Source organism: Leuconostoc miyukkimchii (assembly GCF_019656055.1).
GTDB classification, from domain to species: Bacteria; Bacillota; Bacilli; order Lactobacillales; family Lactobacillaceae; genus Leuconostoc; species Leuconostoc miyukkimchii.
In genome coordinates this window covers 1-18,645 of sequence record NZ_BPKY01000002.1, presented here as the reverse complement: position 1 = coordinate 18,645, position 18,645 = coordinate 1, and the positions used below count along the sequence as shown (strand labels likewise).

The window sequence follows — 18,645 nt, the reverse complement described above, 5'->3', positions numbered from 1 at the left end:
CATGGGTAAAAAAGTAAACATCAAATACGAAAATCCGGTTGTGCAATATCAAGATAATTTATTATTAACAACTATTGGCGATGTTTGGGCTTATTATCAATTGAAGCCATTTCAAATCAATGTCGCCAATGCCCAAGACAAACAAAGCTTTAAAGAGAGTTTTATTGATGTCTTTGAACGCTTACAAAAATATGATGATGTTGATTTGAAACTCATTCCCGCGGACATGGACTTAGCGGGACGTATTCAAGGCACTAGTCCTGATTGGGCTAAAGATGTTGCTGAGGTTGCACAATATTACATGGGACAAGAAGAAGTGAATATTTTAGAAAGTGAATTCCAACCGGCTATTCGTGATGAATTTTATATTGGGGTCAAACTCAAAAATACTAATGTAGGCGATGATTTAAAAGATAAGTTTCAATTTGCCACGGATTTAATTTTAAGGCGTTTAGCAGAAACGATGCGTTATCAAGTGAAATTTGATACCCAGTTTTTTGACCGCTTTACGACCATGAACGATGATGTGCTCGGTATTTTAAGACCGTTAGATGCCAATAAAATCAGTGAAGCTAAACTGATTAACTTATTAGGCACAAGTTACCATCATCAAAAGGTGAAAGACTTTGCTAATATGCGGAATACGACTTTTGATTTATCCAAAATGGGCATCGTAAAACGAGAAACCAAAGAAACAACCGATTATATTAGTCATTTGGTACTCAATCTACCAGACCGTTTGGATAATCTAGCTCTAATTCCGGAAATACAATCCTTTAAGTTTCCTGTTGAAGTTCATATCAAGGTCAACTTTCCCCAACGTGACGGCTTTAAAGGTATGAAGCAAGAAACTAGAAGTTCAAAAGGAAAGTACAAAGATGAACTACGTGATGCCTTAATTAGCGATGATGACAGTTCGCAACGGTCTAAAACCAATTATGCTTTAGCACAAGAATTAGCTGATGTCATGGATCGTAAAGATGCTTTTATGCAATGGCTATTAGTGTTAGTCATTCGTGACGATGATTTAAAACAATTAAAGCAAAAAATTCGTATGGTCAAGACTAGGCTATCAACGTTTAATCGTGAAATTGAGGTCTTTCAACCAAGTTTTAATCAGGAGATGTTGTTATATCAAAATCTACCTGCTACAAACTTAGGTGTGTTTAAACGATGGCGACAATTCACTACTGCGCCGGCCTTAGCACAACTTATGTTTGGCACCAGTCATGAACTAGGTTCAAGGACTGGTTTTTATATTGGGCGAGTATTAGACACAAATCGTTATTTTAGTATTGATAGTGCCGTGGCTTCTTCAAGAACATTGCTATTGATTAATCCAGTGATTGCCAATAAAGGGATTGTTGGCGCTAAAACGGATAGTCCACATATTGCCATTACTGGTGACACTGGACAAGGTAAATCTTTTTTGGTGAAAATATTATTGCTGTACTTAGCCATGTTTGATGTCAAATTATTGTATGTGGATCCGAAACAAGAAGTCAGACGATGGTTTCAGGCCTCACTAAAAGATAATGACAATCCGTTCTTTACAGAGTTGATGCATGCTTTTCATTATGTGACTTTAAATGCTAATGACAGCTCAAACGTGGGCGTGTTAGATCCGATGTTGATCTTGAATAGTCAAAGTACCATTGATGAAATACCGAGTGTCTTGACTTTGGTTAAAGAGATGTTAGTCCAGGTACGCGCTATTTCACAAGATATGGAGTTAGACACGGCACTAACCAATGCCATCAAGCAAGTTTGTAATCAACGGTTAGCTGGCGAACAAGTCGGTACCATGGCGATTATTGATATTTTGAAACAGGGATCTGAAAAATCTAAACAGCTGGCCAATTATTATGAAAGTGTGATTCCCGACGGTATGTTAAAACTAGCCTTTAGTGATGGGCATACCGATAGTATTGAATTCAATAAACAACGGACAATTTTAGAAATCACTGGTTTAGATTTGCCTCATGCCGATCAAAAGTCAAGCAGTTATACGGAAACACAAAAATATTCAGTTTCGATTATGTTGGCGTTAGGTAAATATTTAGAAAAATTTGGTCGTGAAGATACAACCCGATTTAGTGCTGAAATTATTGATGAAGCGTGGATATTCAATGCTTCACCAGCCGGACGGAAAGTATTAGATGGTATTAAACGATTAGGTCGTTCAGAGAATAATATGTTGATTTATTCCACCCAAAGAGTTGGTGATGTCAATGATGAAAAGAGTAATGGTCAGTATGGTCAGATTTTTGCTTTTGATAGTGCCGATGAAAGAGAGCGAGAAAACATTCTTCAACACTTTGGCTTGCCAGTCAATAAATCAAACATGGAAATGTTGAAAGATTTGAAAAAGGGGCAATGCTTATTCAGAGATATTTATGGTCGTGTAGGTAAGGTGGTGATTCACTCGTTATTTGAAGAATGGACCAAAGCCTTTAAGACCGTTGATAAAAACGCTGGAGCAGAATTAGAAGCCAAGTATAGTTAAGATAGCAATGTCAGGGTTTTCATGGCATAATTAAACAAGAAACCTATCTAAATGACATGTGGAGAAAATTATGGCTAATGAATTGGATGCAGTTATTTTAAAAAATAACGTTGGAGAAGAACTGAGTTTATTAAGAACACCTCAAGCGAATCTAGTAAAGGGACAATATAATGAAATATTAGCAGATGGTTCATTAGTTGCCAGTGCTGGATTAGGTATTAATAGTTTACACCAATTATCAAATATGAATCTGTACACACATGTCGAATCAATGAGCAAATTAATAAAATATAAAGATGGTTCTTTCTCGTCTATAATCAAAAATGCTAATGGTGGAATTGCATCTCATAGTGGTTTTACCAAAGTTTCTGGTGTTTCAATGAGTATGGCCAACCCCGTTGTACCAATTGTTTTATTGACTAGCGTGATGATTAAACAACAATTTAATGAAATCAATCATAAATTAGATTCAATTGCAAACCAGCTAAGTAAAGTGACCAACATGATACATGCTGAAAAATTGGCTGTTTTACAGACAATTGATAATCGTATTAAAGCAATTACGGCACAGGAACAAATTTCCGAGGCTAATCTAAATGAATTAACTACGATGGCAAATGACGCACAAACTGTTTATCATCAGTACAAAATTTTATTAGAACAAGAAAATATAAATAAGTTACTCAAAGCCAAGGGTATAAATGATAAAGCACGTATTCAATATATGATGAATCATATTGCTGGCAGCGATTTTATGTATCAATTTAAAGTTGCTTTTTATGCTGATTCGATTACTGCACTAGTTAGATTAACTATCATTACTTCGATGGTCAAACGTGGCGAAAATTTTGAAATTATTAATGAGCGAATAAATTTTTTCCAAACAGAATATAAAAAAAGCTTTGCTAACAATGCCAGCGATTATATTAATAAAATTCGCATACCAGCAATGAATAAGGCATTAGATATGGTTACTAAAATAGATACGGTTAGTGATTTCACAGGAGAGGCAATTAATAAAGTTGCTGATGTTGCAAGTGTATTGCCGTTCAAAGCGACAAAAAAGTTACATTTAAAATCTGAGACTTTTAAACATGAAAGTGATGATAAAAAAGAGGCAATCACACTAGCATTTGATCAACAATTTGAAGACATGACACGACCTGTATTTGGAGAAAGAATAACTGATATTGCGGACAATGTTATTAAAAATTTAATCGAACCAAGAGAAATTGTTTATGCAATTGATGATAGTACACAAGAAGTTAGAGTATTTGTGAGTCAGTGAAGCTACCGCATAATTCACAAAAAAGAACCAGAAAAATTATTTTCTAGTTCTTTTTTACTTGTATAAAGGCAAAGCATCATTATCTAATTAACAAATTTCATACTAAAATCGATTACTTCAAAATTTGATGTTTTGCTACTGTTTTTATTCAGCTTAATAATCATATCGTATCGAATTGTTAATACCATTGTGTTTGTAGATTTGATTGTATAACCGAAATAGTATTGATGATTCTTATCAATTTTTTCAATATACAAACTAACATCTTCAAAATTATCCCAATCAATATTATCTTCATCTTTAGTTTTTTGAACCAGTGCTTTTCTGGCAAGTGCAAATACTTTTTCTTTATCATTTGACGATTTTAATCGATTAACTTTATCAGATAAAATGACATGATGACCTGCTTTTTCATAGTATGGCATCTGGTTTTCTTTTGATAGAAATATTGAAATTATGAATCCAAAAACCAGTGTTCCTAGTCCCAATAAAGTCCATAACATAACTCTTTTTCGCATTTTTTATTCTCCTAACAGATAGTTTATTTGAAAGCATGATTACTTTCACTATAACGTGTGTGTTTTTTGAACTTTATATTCTAATCAGCGATATATTTGATGAACTTATTTTATTGATATGAAGAGAAAATGCTACTGAACAAAAAAATTTATATAAAGGAACGATGAATGTGTCAATACACAATTTAAAGTGGTTATCATATTTTTGATAGATTTTTTGCAAAAAAACATAAAAAAGGAGAAAACATAATGTCACAACAATTTACTGTGCAAGACTTATTACAGTATTACCCAAAATATGAAGAAGGCATGGATTTAAACAAAGATATTGTGCGAAATATCCAAAAATGCTCTGATGACTTTCATGATTTGCTGATGAGAAATAAAACGTTAAATCGAATGACTTGTTTACGAGATTTAGATATTAGCTTACAGTGTTTTTATGAAAATGCTCAGGGATTACTGCAAGAAGGACGAACTGATAGTTTAGATATCTTTGGTTGGTATTTAACCATCAATGATGACTTTCGTTATGCTAAGGACAAATTACGAGGCAAAACAATTTATGTTTAGAAAAATTAAATATCGTGATCAATATCTAGCAAAGACTTTCTTCAAAAGAACTTTGCTTTTTATTTTTTTACTCATCAATCTGGCATGTAGCTTATGGTACTGGTCAATCTTTCAAGGATTGATGGCATCAAAATTTAACTGGTGGGATATTTTACCATTTGGATTAAGTATTCTGGTGACAATAATTTTTGGTTGGAGTTTGTTTTGGTTTTATAAATATTATGCACCAACACATAATGACCTATTTTCTCGTTATTTAAAACGAATTGAACTTCGGCAGATGATCAGTCTGCTAGTTGTTTCTAAAGGATTTTTTGATACAGAAACGACTGACAATAATACTTATTTAACTTACTATCCAAACCTAAAAATTAAAGTAAAGCATACCACTGGTCAACTATTGATTGAAGAGCCGATTGATGGTGAAAAATATATGTCTCAATTTGCAAACGGTGATTTTGATCAAAGTGTTGAAACAGCACTATTGGCTGACCGACAAACAACTGAATTTATGAAAAATAAAATGATTAGTACTTTTGCGTTTGAACCGATCAAGTTTAGACGGCAGTTATTAGCATTACAACCACAAAAAGGTCGGTTACAACTTGCTAAAGGGATTGATTGGAAATATGACACTTTTTATAATGCACTAATTTCTGGAAATGTTGGAACTGGTAAGTCCTATACAATCTTTGCTATTTTGGGACAGCTACTACAGCTTACTAAATACGTTGATATTATTGACCCAAAGCGCTCTGACCTAGCTAGTTTGAAATATATTGATGCCTTAACAGGCAGAGTACACAGCACACCAACTGAAATTAATCAGGCAGTCATTAAGTATTATCAAAATATGATGGCACGAGCTGAAAAGATGGAGAAAATTAAAGCAACCGGAAAAATTGGGACTTATAAGGACTATCGTTTTGAGCCATGCTTTTTAGTGTTTGATGAATTTGGTGCTTATCGAGAAATGAATGACCGGCTGACGTTTAGTGATCCAGCCTATGAAGCCTATCAAACTGCCATGTCAAATTTAAATGAGATTGCCATGTTAGGTCGTGAATTAGGATTTTATCTCATTATTGGTATGCAACGACCTAGTGCAGACAGCTTACCAATGGCCATTCGTGGACAACTAAATTTACGAATTAATATGGGTGTCCCAACACCAGAAATTGAAAAAATGGTATTTCCAGATAATGAAAAACAATTGCGCCCTTTGTCATCTAATTTAAAAGGGTGGGGATTTATCAAAGTAGGTGATAGTCAGGTGCGTGCTTTTTTTGCACCAGAAGTGCCCAAAGATTTCAACTTGCATGAATGGTTAAGTGAGCAGATAGAAATACGAAAAAAGAGGGTTTCTTAAATTGGTCTAAAATAAATTGGCTTGTGAAATTTTAAAAACTGTCACGTCAAATCAACGTTTTAAGGACTTTGTGAAAGATTTTAAAAACAGCCAATTTTTTTATGCCTATAAACGTTGATATAGCATTACTTTGTATAGCCTTTGTTATGTCAACTTTGATTGGTCTAGTTAATTATCATTGTAAAGAAAGGACAAAATTATTAATGAAATGTTTAGCACGTAGTCCAACATAATTTTAAGTTCAATTTTATTTGTTGTAAATGTTCAAAAAGAAAAGAGGAAAAAATGAGTTTTGACGTTAAAAAAGTACAATCACTATCAGAACAATCGATTGCTGATTTAAAAACAATTGAGAAATTAGGAGATTTAGAACATCTATCACAGCTAAGTGATGAATTGAAACGAATACTTGCTGATGGCAATTTAGAAGAAATTAGTCCGATGTTGCCACCATACATTACGGAAATTCGGAAAAACATTGGGTTCTTATTGGGTAACTATAAGTCGATTCGGACGCATGCGATTAATCGTGATAAAGAGCTAAATTCACTGCTGGATCAACTCTCACGAATCAAGTAAATAGGTAACGTAAACAAGTTGATGGTCTAATTTCTAGATAGTCAACTTGTCTTTGTACATAGTGCTTGCTTGAGTAGAGTGGTTCGACCGACCGGGAGAGCCAGTGCCACGCCCTGCCCTTAGCGGAGCGTAAGAGGGCAGGGTGCGTGGTCGCGGTTAAACACGAATGGCCATGAGTGTCAGCGACTGGCACGGACTCTGCTCAAGCAACTACAAAAAAAGCTTTAACCCCCAGTTACTAACAGGGGGGTTAAACCGGTAAAAACGCTGAAAGCGTCAACCCAATATGGGGAACAAACGCTGATATTAAGAGATTTAGATTAACAAGCGTAAATGTCCGGTTGGAAACGTTAAATCGGACATTTTGAGAAAGGAAAGCCGACATGATAACGATTAATCATGAACCAAAAGCATACACACCTATTTTTCTAGGCACAACTCAACATAGCATACGATTATCGTTGGAAATTATTATCATGATTGGTATGAAATTAAATGACGAAATTATTGAAACTTATAACGTGACCGTCTCGGCTATTGAATTAGGACAATTACCTAATATTGGTAGTAAGATTGCGATTGATGAAATCACAGGTAGTGAGCTATCAGGCTTCAAAGCAAAAATGAGGCAGTCTGATGTGCAATTACAAAACACGGTTTCAACTGAATTAGAACAATTAGTTGAGTTAAAAAACGTTGGTCGGTATCAACTGTTGAAAGGACAAAAAACAATGACACAAAAATTAAATGTACCAGAATTAACAAATGATAATTTGATACTAATACGACAACTACTTGGGGTAACACAAGAAGAATTGGCAATTACAATGGGTATCAATGAAAAAACAATACGACGTATTGAAAATAGAGAACAAGGTATTAGTGAACGTTTTGTAAACAGGTTACTATCAGTTTATCCGGATTTAGCTCAAAGTATTGAAGTACAATTCGATTGGGTTTCGTTGACATTCCCAGATTTAACTTCAAAGCAAGTAATCAATGATATCCTCACGATTCAACCTGATTTATTTTTGGAACGGCCAACATCACAAAACTTTTATACGCGTGAAATGGCATTTGCTGGTGAAAAGAACATTTATATACAAGACTTCGCACCAATCAAAAATCCTGAAACACAGGCTATTGAACAAAAATATGGGACAACATTATATTTAACTGGTAAAGGCACACGCTTATTTGAAAAAGCTTTGCTAGAACAAAATATCACTTGGCATGATTTCTTTCAAAAAGCAAGACAACATCGGGGGCATTTCACTCGTTTAGATATTGCCATTAACGATAAATGGGGTTTACTGAATATGAACGAACTTGTAAAAGCCGTGCAAGAAAAACGTTTTTGGAGTAAATCAAAATCCTACGCAATTAATGGCAACCTTGATGATGGTTGGACAGTAAATTTCGGGAAATCACCGTTTGTTATTCGTGCTTACGATAAACGCAAAGAACAAGCCAGCAAAGGATTTGATACAGATGTACAAAATCGTGTCGAATTAGAATTACATCAAGATAAAGCAGAATATATCGTTGATGAATGGCTTAATCCTGACAACAATAAAACATTAACGGAAATTACTTTTGATATTTTGTATACGTATCTTTGGTTTACTGATAAACCAATTAAGGAAAAGCTACTAAAAGCTGATAAAGTGCGTGATACGATTGAAAATTCTGTTGCGCCAATGCCAGCTTGGTCATTACTAACTGCTTTAGGTCATAAAATGAAGTTTGTTCGTCAACCTAAAGAACAAAGTATTGAACGAATTGAAAAATGGGTTTTAGAATCAGTAGTTCCTAGTCTAGCAGTCTTAAAGAAAACGGTCATTGGGCAGAAGTGATTCAAGCTATGAACGATGCTGAATTATCATCTGAACAACAAAAATTGGTCAAGGCCACGATGATCAATGTCATCACGCAAGCTAATCAAAAATTAAATATTAATTTTGAAAAACCCAAAAAGCGTTATCAAGAAATTTAAGAGGAGAGGACAATGACACAAAAAATATGGTTAAAACCAGACCAACTAGAAAACTATATCGCACAACTACAAGGATTCAGACACACGTATCAATCATTATTGACCGTTTTAGCATCTGATCGCCAAAATTTTGAGTTTAAACCTGGCGCACCAAATTTTCAACACACACTTCAGATGTCAATGAAGTTACATCATTACATTCAATCAGTGCAGTCGCAAACCTTTGGTGATGTCCTGATTTTTGGTAAAGAGTTAGACAAGCAAGTACAAACTTTAGTTGAAACCAGTATTGCTTTAACCTTTGAATACCGTGACTTAACCAACTTATTAGATGGTCATGATATTAATAATGAAAATGGTATAAATCTGATTGAAGCCAAGTTAAAACAAGCGAAAAAACAGCTTTATGAAGCCAAATGATAAGTAATATTAGGCTATGAATTTTTAAAATGATTATCATCATAATGTTATAAACGTTTGTTACGCTGGAATTGTACATTATTGAGCAAAGGGGAATAAAAAATAATGTCAGAAGAACAACTAAATAAAAGGAAACGGCAACCACGATTAAATGAGAACCAACGGTACTTAATTGAACATTTGTGGAACAATGAACACCTTTCACAAAGTGATATTGGTCGTCAATTGGGTTATAATCCATCAGTGATTAGTCGTGAATTAGACCGTGGCAACGTGCTAGATTTTACTAACTTAGACCGCCACAGTTTGTTAAGTCTGAATATTCATGCGCGGATTAAATATTCAGCGCAACGTGGTCAATATATTGCGACTAAAAAACGCTTTCGTATGGGACAAGGACTGTTACTTACACCAGAATTAAGGGAACTGATTGAACATTGGATTAATGTCGAGCATTGGACGCCAGAACAGATTGCCGGCAATGTGCAAGATGTGGCAGTATCGTCATCAACGATTCGAGACTGGTCCAAAAGAGGTCTAATTGATATTCGTACCCATAAATATCATCGACAAGATGGCTCTCCAAAACAACGTGAACTAGCCAAAACGCAACGCGCACGACAACGAGAAATTGCTCGTTTACGAGAAAACTTACAAAAGAGTGGAGAGTTGGTACGCCATTCAATTTATGATCGCTCACCAGTTGTCGCGAAGCGTAAACAGTTTGGTCATTGGGAGATTGATTTAGTGTTACCAATGAAACAAAACAATGGGCAATACCAAGACCATTCGGCTATTATGACGGTCGTTGAACGAAAAACCAGATTTTACGCCTTGATTAAAGTTAAAAGTAAACGGTCCAAAGATATGATTGAAGCGTTTAAACTATTTTATGAACGATATGGCAAAGCAGTACGAACGATTACCGCTGATAATGGTTCTGAATTTATCTCTTGGGACTTCTTAGAATTTGTTCAAAAAAAACTTAAAATAAAACTTTATTACTGCACACCATCGTCACCACATCAACGTGGTACTAACGAAAACCGGAATGGTAAGCTACGAGACTGGTTTCCAAAAGGCACCAGTTTTAAGTCAGTTAGACAAAAGCAATTAGATGAAGTGGCAGATAAGATGAACGCCATGCCAATGCGCATAGCGTTACAAGGCAAGAGTCCTATTGAAGTATTTGATAAAGAATATAAAACGATGCAACGGTATCGTCGTGCGTATGAAAAACGAAAATTGCATAAGAAATAGTCATAGTGATTTGATTAGATCAAAAAAACAGATGATCCAATGTAAAATTTAAAGCATCTGTTTTTTGTTTGACATTTAATTGTGGAAAGCTTATGTTAAACAGCCTTAAAATAAGCTTTATGAACCGTGGACAGTGACTTAACATTAATGTATGACATTGGTACAATAGAATAAGTAATGTCTTACGAGTCAAAAAACAACTTGTGAGATTACAAGATCATTTCCGGAATTTTACCAATTGATTAAACATGTGGTTGTTGGGTTGACATCCGCCTATAATTTGTTACTTTCGATAATATATATTATGTAAACTAAACCAATTAAAAATTCAAATTGATTTGTCAACGTTGATAAATTTTTGATATCCAACTAACTTATTTATCCTTTCTAATTAATAATGCTATTATTCTTATCCATGATATTGATTATCAATGAAATCTGCAATAATCCTTTTTCAGGTTTCAACTCTTTTAACTGTCGCCTAAACTTTATTGGGTCAAAAGTCTATCAGCGAGTTATGCTGCTTCCTTCAACCACATAATTGGCCTGTTTTGACTGTATCCATTGTGAAAATACCATTCAACGTTGATGAAATCAGCTTTAAATCAGTATTTTTATCGGTACTAGGTAATGTTAAATTACTGGCCAAATATTGAGTTAGTTGTTGCGTTTGACCATCTGAATCATCACTTGCTGGTGAATAGTAGATTTTTAAGAACTGAGTCATGTACTGATCCACTAGTAGATTGTAACTCGTTGTGCAGCATTTTCTTAGTTAATGCGTTGATTCAAAGTGTGGCGACTGTTTGTTGTAAGGTTTTATTCTTATGAGCGGTTGCATTGGCTAAAACTAGCACATAACTAAGGTAAATAAAAATCCCTATTAATATTAATAGGACAATCGAACGAACCCGACCTAAGTTTAACGTATGCGCTTTAGGAATTTTGATAGGTTTTTCTTTTTTCTTTTTTTCGTACTCAAAGTTAATTTTGAGTTTTGGAATTCTGAGCATTCATTTAAAAATTACTTATCCTTAGTTGCTGACAATAATTGTGAAAATTGTTTTGTATCCAACCTGACATTTATTTCATCATCATTTTCGAGATAGTTTAAAATTGGAAAATGTGTTTCATCAACCTCATATTCTGAAATATATGTTTCTTTGAAGAAAATATTAGAATATTCAATCTTGAAATGTCGGTTTTCCTTTATAATTAATTCATCATCTGCTCCACTAATTCCTATTAGTGTTTGAATTTCTTGACCTGGTGCAAGTGGAAAATCTTTAATCGAAGAAAAGCTATTCGGATTAAAATCCGATAAACTAGTATTTCCATTATTATGAAATAACGGTTGAATACTTATCTTTTTAACTTGTGCGGTGGTTTTTCCATAATTTTTAAGAACTAAAATCTCTCGAAAAAAATCATTTTTTCTAAATCGTTTATAAGTTATAAAGACATTAGGCCGTAACTCTTCGTTTTTCTTTTTTGAATCAGAATATGATTTAAACATAAGAGTTATCATACCACCAATAATAGGAAATGCTATACCTACAATACTAATCCAATTATCAATAGACATATTGTTCATTTAAAACTCCTAAAAATAAATTTCTTATACTTTAATAATACTACATCAAAAGTTTCAAATAAATTATTGTTACATTGCATTTTTTAGTCAATATATACTAATTATTTTCAGCACTATTCTATTTTTGTTCGAATTCTTGACTTATGAGCCAAGTTAAAATAAATCATTTTCTGTGCCATTGTAACAACCAAAAAAAACCGATTGTTTAATCGATCTTTGATCTTTCTATTAAGATAAGTAAATCTACTTAATCTTTGCATCTTTTTCAGAATTAAATTTTTCTAAACGATACAATTCTTCTGAATCTACTTTATCCATACCATTTTTAAAACCGTAGCCCATTTTCTGATAAAAATGCAGAGCAGTTTTTGACGCAGGTATTTCAATACGTGAAGCTCTTAAAAAATATTCCTCCGTTTCCAAAGTGTTAATTATCATTTTTCCTAAACCGTGACCTTGATAATCAGGATCAACAAATATATTAAAAAGACTACTTTCCGTCTTACTACCCCAAAAAGGACCAATTGAACCAACACCTATAAGTGCGTCGTTATCGGAATTTTCGATAACATAACAATGAAATTGTTTTGCACGTTCAATTAAATCATTGGCTTTTAGAGATTGTAAATCTTTCTCAATGAACTCAATTGAATAGTCTTTTATATTCGTAGCTCTCATAGTCTTAGCTATTAATTGAGCAACTACCTCGGCATCAGTATTTAAAAATCTTCTTACCCTATACATATAGAACCTCCACAGTAATTATTTTTATTATAATATTGTTTAGATTAAATGCAAACAGCTTTTGTATAGCCGTCAGACTATTGTTTATTTATTTTTGTCGGTTTTATTAAGTTGTCTTACTTTGATTTGATGCTGACACACTGGTTGCTCTTGATGAAAAGAAACCAGTGTGTCAGCATACACCGTCCAATCAGTGGCATCATTACCAGCAAATGCAAACTTCAAACCTTGTGGTACTAGCTTGTCCCCTGGCTTCAAACCTGCTTGCAAGCGTTCACTTTCTGCTGGGTCAACCAAAATACGGACAATGTTATCATCATTGCCAACATCACCTGATTTGCTTTGTTGGATAAAGTTGAACTGATAATTTGAAATAAATGGTTCATCGTAATCATCACGTGCAACTTCGCCAGGATTGTCAGTTTTGTAATTAGGTGTAACCCTAAACAATACTAAATCATGACTATCAAATGCATCAGCACTACGCACACGACCATGTGGTGTTTTGTTTTTGCCTGATACAAATACAGCATCATATTCTTCTTCTGGTAAGGCATCTGTTTTAGCATCAGACATAGGTAGTGGCAACACGAGCGCCATTTCTTTGGTTACTGCGAGCAGTACCAGCAAATGTGAGCTTTCCGATACTTTTTCCTTGTAGTGATAAACTACCAAACTTATTAACCATAATGTGAATTCTCTACTTTCTTTTGTAAAATAAAACACAAAAATCATTTGATTTCTGTGTTTTTTAATATACAATGCATATTTTGTCTGAATTTAAGCATTGAAAATAATTATATAGTTCTTAAACCTAACTATATGTTGTATCCATTTTTCAAAAAGCGTGACAGCCTAAATTTCTCAGTGTGTCCAATAAACGTATTTTTTATTCTATTTCTTGAACAGATTTTTTTTGGAGGAACTACTTTTTCAAAGTCTCCCCTACCATTTTGTGGGCGCATTAATGTTTGATAATAGTTACCTAGCATATCTTGATATTGTACAATAAAGATTTCATAACTATGTGAAAATGGCAATAAACCAATATTTTTTTGTCCATCAGCTTTTATAGTTCCTAAGCTTTTTTCCAAAGTCACTGTTGCAAATGGATACTGATTTTTGTTATTTTTTTTCTTTATAAAATTAGGAAGATGTTTGTGTATATGTTTGTACCAAAAAGGCTCTTGGGTTATATCTAAAAAACATCTAAAAATATTTACATTGACCGCAGTATTTACACCTACATTTTCAACCAATTGAGATTCTTCGTCAATATTCTTCGCTTCCTTATTAATTTCTGTATCTTGTATTTTGAATACTAGTAGTGGCTGTCGTGATATTCTAATTTGCTTTGCCACATTTTTACTTCCAACGTAAATAGCTATTAAACTAACAAGCGTAGTTTGTTTTAAAATATAAGATATTATAGAAAGTATAAATTCCCAAAAGTGCAATACAATATTATCCAAGTTAACCACCTCATTATCAATATATCATAACACATGCCCTAACAAATAAACTAAATAATAAGAATTCTATTATCTCCGAATAATGTTCACGATCAATCGAAAATAAAGAATTTTATAATCAAAAAAAGCAAAAACAGAAATGCCTGATTTTGATTATATCAATATTATTTGTAAAATATACAATAAATATTTACTATGGAATTTCAATTCAAGGGATATAATTCCACTCTGACTATATCCGTTCTCATCATTAACTATTCTAAATTCTCAAATGTTTTAAAGTTACCTACTGTAATAAGTAGTACATTCAAGCAACATTCTCAGGCTCTGCCCATTTCCGAAATGCAATCTAGCACCTTACATTTCTCGACATGTTGTATTTTTGATATCGGAGCAGAAATTGTGACTAACTCAATTTTTCTAGACTTTTCTCTCTTACTGTTTACAGTCTCCGGATTGAACACTTTTCAAGAATAAAGTATAATGAACTTATTGAAATATTATATTCTGCACTATTTAATAACCATGGTTGGACATTAACTATGTGTCAATCAATATTAAGTTTTCAATGTACAAATTGACTAGCCAGTGGCTGGTCTTTTTTCGTGCTTATTTTTCATTTTTTAGGTTTTCTGAATAAAATAAGCTTTTTTACAAAAATATAAACACAAGGTATGTTACAGAAGTATTTCAACTCCTATATCAAACCTTATGCTTATTATTCTACAGACTCCGTGCAAGTCACTTACCAGATGTTTAATCAATTGGTAAAATTACGGAAATGTTTTTGTAATTTCACTGGTTGATTTTTTATTTTTAAGACACTTCTTATTCTATTGTACCAATGTTAAATCACTGTCCACGGTTTCTAGTCTTTAATTTAATTCTGTTTAACATCTTGATTCCGCATCTAAGTTTCTAAAAAAATACAGATACTCCGCAAAGCATATTTGCATATTGAGTATCTGTATTTTTTAGAGTAAATCAATGAATCGTTTCGTTGTTCGTTCGCTTGTTATAGCATGTTAACGTGCTGACTAATCTATAGTAATATGTGTTGTAGTTGTAGATTCTGGAAAAAAAGAAATCCACTCATTTTTTGTCCAAAGTTTGGTCAGTATAATATCATCACTTTTAGGTCTATTTTTTTCTTCTTTGTCTACTTTCACAAACACTGGCACCTGCATTGCGTTTCCGGTAATTATAGTTTCTCCTTGACCAAGGCTTGGTATCATTTGGTAAGAATTTCTATCAAGCGTTGGCATCGTATTTTCCAGCATTTTTAAGTCTTTTTCATTCACTAATCGGTGAATAAGATAATTATGCAGTTGTGACATAATCGTTGGTGATATATCAGCTGGACGTTGGCTTGATAGAGTTAAATAAAATCCAAACTTGCGGCCCTCTTTGATAATTTCTTCAAACACAGATAATCGATAGTCTTGCCAATCATCACCATTATTCCGATATTCGGCATTCAAGATATTATGAGCTTCATCAATAATTAGATGCTTAGTTTGAAGAACATCATTTCCCGCAACATATGATTTTTGTTCATCATAAACCATTTTAGAAAGGAGCATTGGCATTAATCTTGTTATTTCTTGATTTGCATGTACCAATGAAACAATATTCATGGATTTAAAACAATCATTCAAGTTTTCTTTAATTTCCACGACTTTTTCTAAGCTTTCAAAAGCTGACTTGATACGATGAAACAGTGGATTAATAAATTCAATATTGGTTGACTTCCAAGCAGAAACATACACTTTTTGAAATTCAAGGAAGTAATGAAGCTGTTTAATCGGAGTAGCTCCCTCAAACAAACATACTAATTCTTTTTTTAAACTATTCAGCCCAGATTCTTCCATAAATTCACTAGTTGGCTCTTGGTCTGCAATAATTTTTGTCCCTAATACAGACTCTGAAATGATTAGTTCATTATGATATTGATTTGGTCTAAGCGTTTTTAACTCAGTTACTGAATCTACACATACTCCCATATTAAGAGCTGCAATAATCCAGTTATCTTTAGCATCACTTCCAACCTGTTTCATTCCTTTCAAAATTGCAACAATCAAAGAGATTTCGAGTTGTGCAAACTTATCAGCGTCAGTGACACTATTATTAAACGTTCTCAAAGAATTGCGTAAAAAAGGTACCTGAGTTGCAGGCCTAGCATCAAATAATATTGCTAGAATATCTGGATCAAATAAATATGATTTTTTATCGGAATTTTTTGCCCCACCTCTGTTGAGCGCGTGTCAATTTCAAAAATTTTTTTGTTACTTTCATCGATTTCAAAAGTATCCTTACCAATATATTCACCGTTAAAATCAATTACAAAAAACTGAGAAGAATCCAAAATTGAAGATCTATATCGACTTCTAAATAACTCTAAGTATACCTTGTGTAGTGTGTTAGATTTTCCACTACCAGTGTTTCCAAAAATCCCAATGTGAGATGCAAAAAATTTATTGATAGGTATGTTTATAGGCTGTCCCTCAAGAAGAGATTTACCTATATAAATTGAGTCTTCACCAGGTTCTAAGCTGAAAATTAAATCGAGTTCTTCTTTGGTAGTTAACGTGACTTCATTACCTACCATAGGTACATACTGACTCGTAATTTGAAATTTATTCTTTTCGATAACACCTTTTGTTTTAAGGGTAATCACTCGATTAATAGAATTTTTGTGAAAACGATTATCAAACTCAACGCTTCTCACGGTGTTTTGCTGATCGACTACTTTTTCGCTTGCGACAGTAGCGATTATTCTTACGTCATTTTGGTTAATCGTTAAGAATGCGCCAATTTTTGGTCCAGTCAAAACCTCCCCATACCAAATTAATTGAGAGTCATTTGACATGGAATACATACCTACTTGGGAGAGGCTACCATCAACGCCGACAATTACACCTAATTTCTTACTTAGATTTGTCATCTTTCAAATCCTCCTCAGATGCACCATTGATAATATCTATTAAATTTGATAGTTCAAAATTCCACTGTTCATTTTCTTCATCATATTTATGCTGAGTCAAATGAAGTTTATTGAAATCTTTAGGTGTATAGATTCTAAAATTTCTAGGCATTATATCAATATCAAAATTCGAAAGAAACGCATCCTTATCTCCATTCGAATATCCAAATGTAACAACCAATAACTCTGGATTTTGTAAAGCACGCTTCACCATTTTCTTAATATGCTTATCTTGAAAAGAAAATCCAATTATAAACAAAACAGACTGTGGTTTATCAAGCTCAAGTTGAAAAACACGAAGCATTTCATAATAGTGGTTATCGAGATAAGTATCTCTTTCTTCTATGCCAGTCGGTTTTACTATTTTAGGAGTTTTGGCGACCTCCTTTCCAATTACAATAGTCCCATTCTGTTCTGACCAATTCATAGAACCGTGAGGTTTTATTAAAGAAATTGAAGGAATTTCACTGATATAATTATCATTCAAACCTTTATAGGAGACCACACGGTTGTAGTTGGAACTTTCGAGCACACGCTTAAAATAACCATTTGCTCCGTCATTAAACACGAAACGACTAGTACCAACTAATTCATCAACTGCTTTTTCAATATACAAATCATAATTAGTAGTAAACAAATTAACCGACTTTGGCGTTTGTCTTGAATTAGATAAATTGATGACATCAATAACGGATTTCAAAAAGTGAGTGTAGTCATTAAGGTTTGCTCGAATGTTCTCTTCACCTGGTAATTTATAAGCACCGGATATGATTTTTTGACTAACATCATTAACTTTATCCTCTAATTGCTCAGTTGCAGTTTTCCCCGTTTCAGCATTTTCTTTAAAATCACCCATTAATCCAATGGATTTAGCAGAAGTACCTGAACCAATTAAAAAGTTAAGCTGCTTTGTAATCATGAGCTTTCTCAATTCCTTAACTAACGATTTATCATTAACTTCTGTTTCCGGCACATCAGTCATTTTCTCTCTCCCTCAATATTGATAATGTCGTCAAATTAAACTTTACGTTTGAGCGCTTCATAGTACACTGTTAGCAAAAGTAATTGACAACGTTTTTTAATTTACGTAAATGCGTTGCTATTAAACGTAAAGTCATCATAATTACATTATGCCATTAAACAGCACTATTTGACTATTATAATTACTAAACATGCTTATTTTTTTATTGGATAATGTTTTAAAATAAGTCGATTATAATTAATTTTTATTTTTTAATTTGAACTGAACCCCAAAAATTGGAGTGAAATTTAAGTAGCTAACTGGTCGGAAAGATTTCGGTATTGAACCGGAGTTTTCCCGGCCAGTTTTGTTTTGATCCGCT

The 18,645-nt window shown here is 33.3% G+C and carries 14 protein-coding genes and 2 pseudogenes; 8 read left to right on the top strand and 8 right to left on the bottom strand.

What is annotated here, in order from left to right:
- The first annotated feature begins 1 nt into the window (after nt 1).
- Both K5Q13_RS02460 and K5Q13_RS02455 read left to right on the top strand, forming a co-directional pair.
- Nucleotides 2-2,506, top strand: coding sequence for an ATP-binding protein (locus K5Q13_RS02460; RefSeq protein ID WP_220739562.1), 2,505 nt, complete (start codon nt 2-4; stop codon nt 2,504-2,506).
- Between the two features lie 70 nt (nt 2,507-2,576).
- On the top strand, nt 2,577-3,794 hold the full coding sequence (locus K5Q13_RS02455) for a hypothetical protein (RefSeq protein WP_220739560.1): 1,218 nt from the start codon (nt 2,577-2,579) through the stop codon (nt 3,792-3,794).
- 83 nt (nt 3,795-3,877) lie between these two features.
- Here K5Q13_RS02455 and K5Q13_RS02450 read toward each other — a convergent pair whose 3' ends face one another.
- The gene (locus K5Q13_RS02450) at nt 3,878-4,312 is read right to left on the bottom strand and encodes a hypothetical protein (protein WP_220739558.1); all 435 of its coding nucleotides are present in this window, start codon (nt 4,310-4,312) and stop codon (nt 3,878-3,880) included.
- A gap of 249 nt (nt 4,313-4,561) precedes the next feature.
- Between K5Q13_RS02450 and K5Q13_RS02445 the strand changes: the two genes are divergently transcribed.
- From K5Q13_RS02445 to K5Q13_RS02420, 6 genes and pseudogenes are all read left to right on the top strand, one after another.
- Complete coding sequence (locus tag K5Q13_RS02445) at nt 4,562-4,885, top strand: hypothetical protein (RefSeq protein ID WP_220739556.1); 324 nt, start codon at nt 4,562-4,564, stop codon at nt 4,883-4,885.
- Nucleotides 4,878-6,254 carry an ATP-binding protein gene (locus K5Q13_RS02440; RefSeq protein ID WP_220739554.1) on the top strand — a complete coding sequence of 459 codons (1,377 nt, stop codon included), beginning with the start codon at nt 4,878-4,880 and terminating at the stop codon, nt 6,252-6,254. The genes K5Q13_RS02445 and K5Q13_RS02440 overlap by 8 nt, the downstream gene beginning before the upstream one ends.
- Nucleotides 6,255-6,539: 285 nt before the next feature.
- Nucleotides 6,540-6,833: a hypothetical protein gene (locus K5Q13_RS02435; RefSeq protein WP_220739552.1), complete on the top strand. Its 294-nt coding sequence runs from the start codon at nt 6,540-6,542 to the stop codon at nt 6,831-6,833.
- A 383-nt stretch (nt 6,834-7,216) separates the two neighbouring features.
- A pseudogene (locus tag K5Q13_RS02430) lies at nt 7,217-8,829 on the top strand (replication initiation factor domain-containing protein).
- A 12-nt stretch (nt 8,830-8,841) separates the two neighbouring features.
- Nucleotides 8,842-9,249 carry a hypothetical protein gene (locus K5Q13_RS02425; RefSeq protein ID WP_220739550.1) on the top strand — a complete coding sequence of 136 codons (408 nt, stop codon included), beginning with the start codon at nt 8,842-8,844 and terminating at the stop codon, nt 9,247-9,249.
- Nucleotides 9,250-9,354: 105 nt separating this feature from the next.
- Nucleotides 9,355-10,509: an IS30 family transposase gene (locus K5Q13_RS02420; RefSeq protein ID WP_220739548.1), complete on the top strand. Its 1,155-nt coding sequence runs from the start codon at nt 9,355-9,357 to the stop codon at nt 10,507-10,509.
- A 529-nt stretch (nt 10,510-11,038) separates the two neighbouring features.
- On the opposite strand, the gene K5Q13_RS09550 is transcribed toward K5Q13_RS02420, so the two are convergent.
- From K5Q13_RS09550 to K5Q13_RS02385, 7 genes and pseudogenes are all read right to left on the bottom strand, one after another.
- Entirely contained in the window at nt 11,039-11,236 is a 198-nt protein-coding gene (locus K5Q13_RS09550) for a hypothetical protein (RefSeq protein ID WP_246574128.1), read from the bottom strand.
- A 297-nt stretch (nt 11,237-11,533) separates the two neighbouring features.
- Nucleotides 11,534-12,094 (bottom strand): DUF8453 domain-containing protein, encoded by a 561-nt coding sequence (locus K5Q13_RS02410; RefSeq protein WP_220739546.1) that lies wholly within the window; start codon nt 12,092-12,094, stop codon nt 11,534-11,536.
- Nucleotides 12,095-12,346: 252 nt separating this feature from the next.
- Nucleotides 12,347-12,847: a GNAT family N-acetyltransferase gene (locus K5Q13_RS02405; protein ID WP_220739544.1), complete on the bottom strand. Its 501-nt coding sequence runs from the start codon at nt 12,845-12,847 to the stop codon at nt 12,347-12,349.
- An 84-nt stretch (nt 12,848-12,931) separates the two neighbouring features.
- Nucleotides 12,932-13,438 carry a hypothetical protein gene (locus K5Q13_RS02400; RefSeq protein ID WP_373306367.1) on the bottom strand — a complete coding sequence of 169 codons (507 nt, stop codon included), beginning with the start codon at nt 13,436-13,438 and terminating at the stop codon, nt 12,932-12,934.
- Between the two features lie 227 nt (nt 13,439-13,665).
- Nucleotides 13,666-14,319 carry a hypothetical protein gene (locus tag K5Q13_RS02395; protein WP_220739542.1) on the bottom strand — a complete coding sequence of 218 codons (654 nt, stop codon included), beginning with the start codon at nt 14,317-14,319 and terminating at the stop codon, nt 13,666-13,668.
- Between the two features lie 1,037 nt (nt 14,320-15,356).
- Nucleotides 15,357-17,263: pseudogene (locus K5Q13_RS02390) on the bottom strand (ATP-binding protein).
- On the bottom strand, nt 17,247-18,284 hold the full coding sequence (locus tag K5Q13_RS02385) for an SIR2 family protein (RefSeq protein WP_220739540.1): 1,038 nt from the start codon (nt 18,282-18,284) through the stop codon (nt 17,247-17,249). Before K5Q13_RS02385 ends, K5Q13_RS02390 begins: the two are co-directional and overlap by 17 nt.
- Between the last annotated feature and the right edge of the window lie 361 nt (nt 18,285-18,645).

Excerpts from the sequence above, each read along its gene's own strand:
- K5Q13_RS02425 (WP_220739550.1), top strand. The coding sequence starts at position 8,842 with ATGACACAAAAAATATGGTTAAAACCAGACCAACTAGAAAACTATATC.
- K5Q13_RS02435 (WP_220739552.1), top strand. The coding sequence starts at position 6,540 with ATGAGTTTTGACGTTAAAAAAGTACAATCACTATCAGAACAATCGATT.
- K5Q13_RS02440 (WP_220739554.1), top strand. The coding sequence starts at position 4,878 with ATGTTTAGAAAAATTAAATATCGTGATCAATATCTAGCAAAGACTTTC.
- K5Q13_RS09550 (WP_246574128.1), bottom strand. The coding sequence starts at position 11,236 with ATGACTCAGTTCTTAAAAATCTACTATTCACCAGCAAGTGATGATTCA.
- K5Q13_RS02405 (WP_220739544.1), bottom strand. The coding sequence starts at position 12,847 with ATGTATAGGGTAAGAAGATTTTTAAATACTGATGCCGAGGTAGTTGCT.
- K5Q13_RS02450 (WP_220739558.1), bottom strand. The coding sequence starts at position 4,312 with ATGCGAAAAAGAGTTATGTTATGGACTTTATTGGGACTAGGAACACTG.
- K5Q13_RS02460 (WP_220739562.1), top strand. The coding sequence starts at position 2 with ATGGGTAAAAAAGTAAACATCAAATACGAAAATCCGGTTGTGCAATAT.
- K5Q13_RS02420 (WP_220739548.1), top strand. The coding sequence starts at position 9,355 with ATGTCAGAAGAACAACTAAATAAAAGGAAACGGCAACCACGATTAAAT.
- K5Q13_RS02385 (WP_220739540.1), bottom strand. The coding sequence starts at position 18,284 with ATGACTGATGTGCCGGAAACAGAAGTTAATGATAAATCGTTAGTTAAG.
- K5Q13_RS02455 (WP_220739560.1), top strand. The coding sequence starts at position 2,577 with ATGGCTAATGAATTGGATGCAGTTATTTTAAAAAATAACGTTGGAGAA.
- K5Q13_RS02445 (WP_220739556.1), top strand. The coding sequence starts at position 4,562 with ATGTCACAACAATTTACTGTGCAAGACTTATTACAGTATTACCCAAAA.
- K5Q13_RS02410 (WP_220739546.1), bottom strand. The coding sequence starts at position 12,094 with ATGTCTATTGATAATTGGATTAGTATTGTAGGTATAGCATTTCCTATT.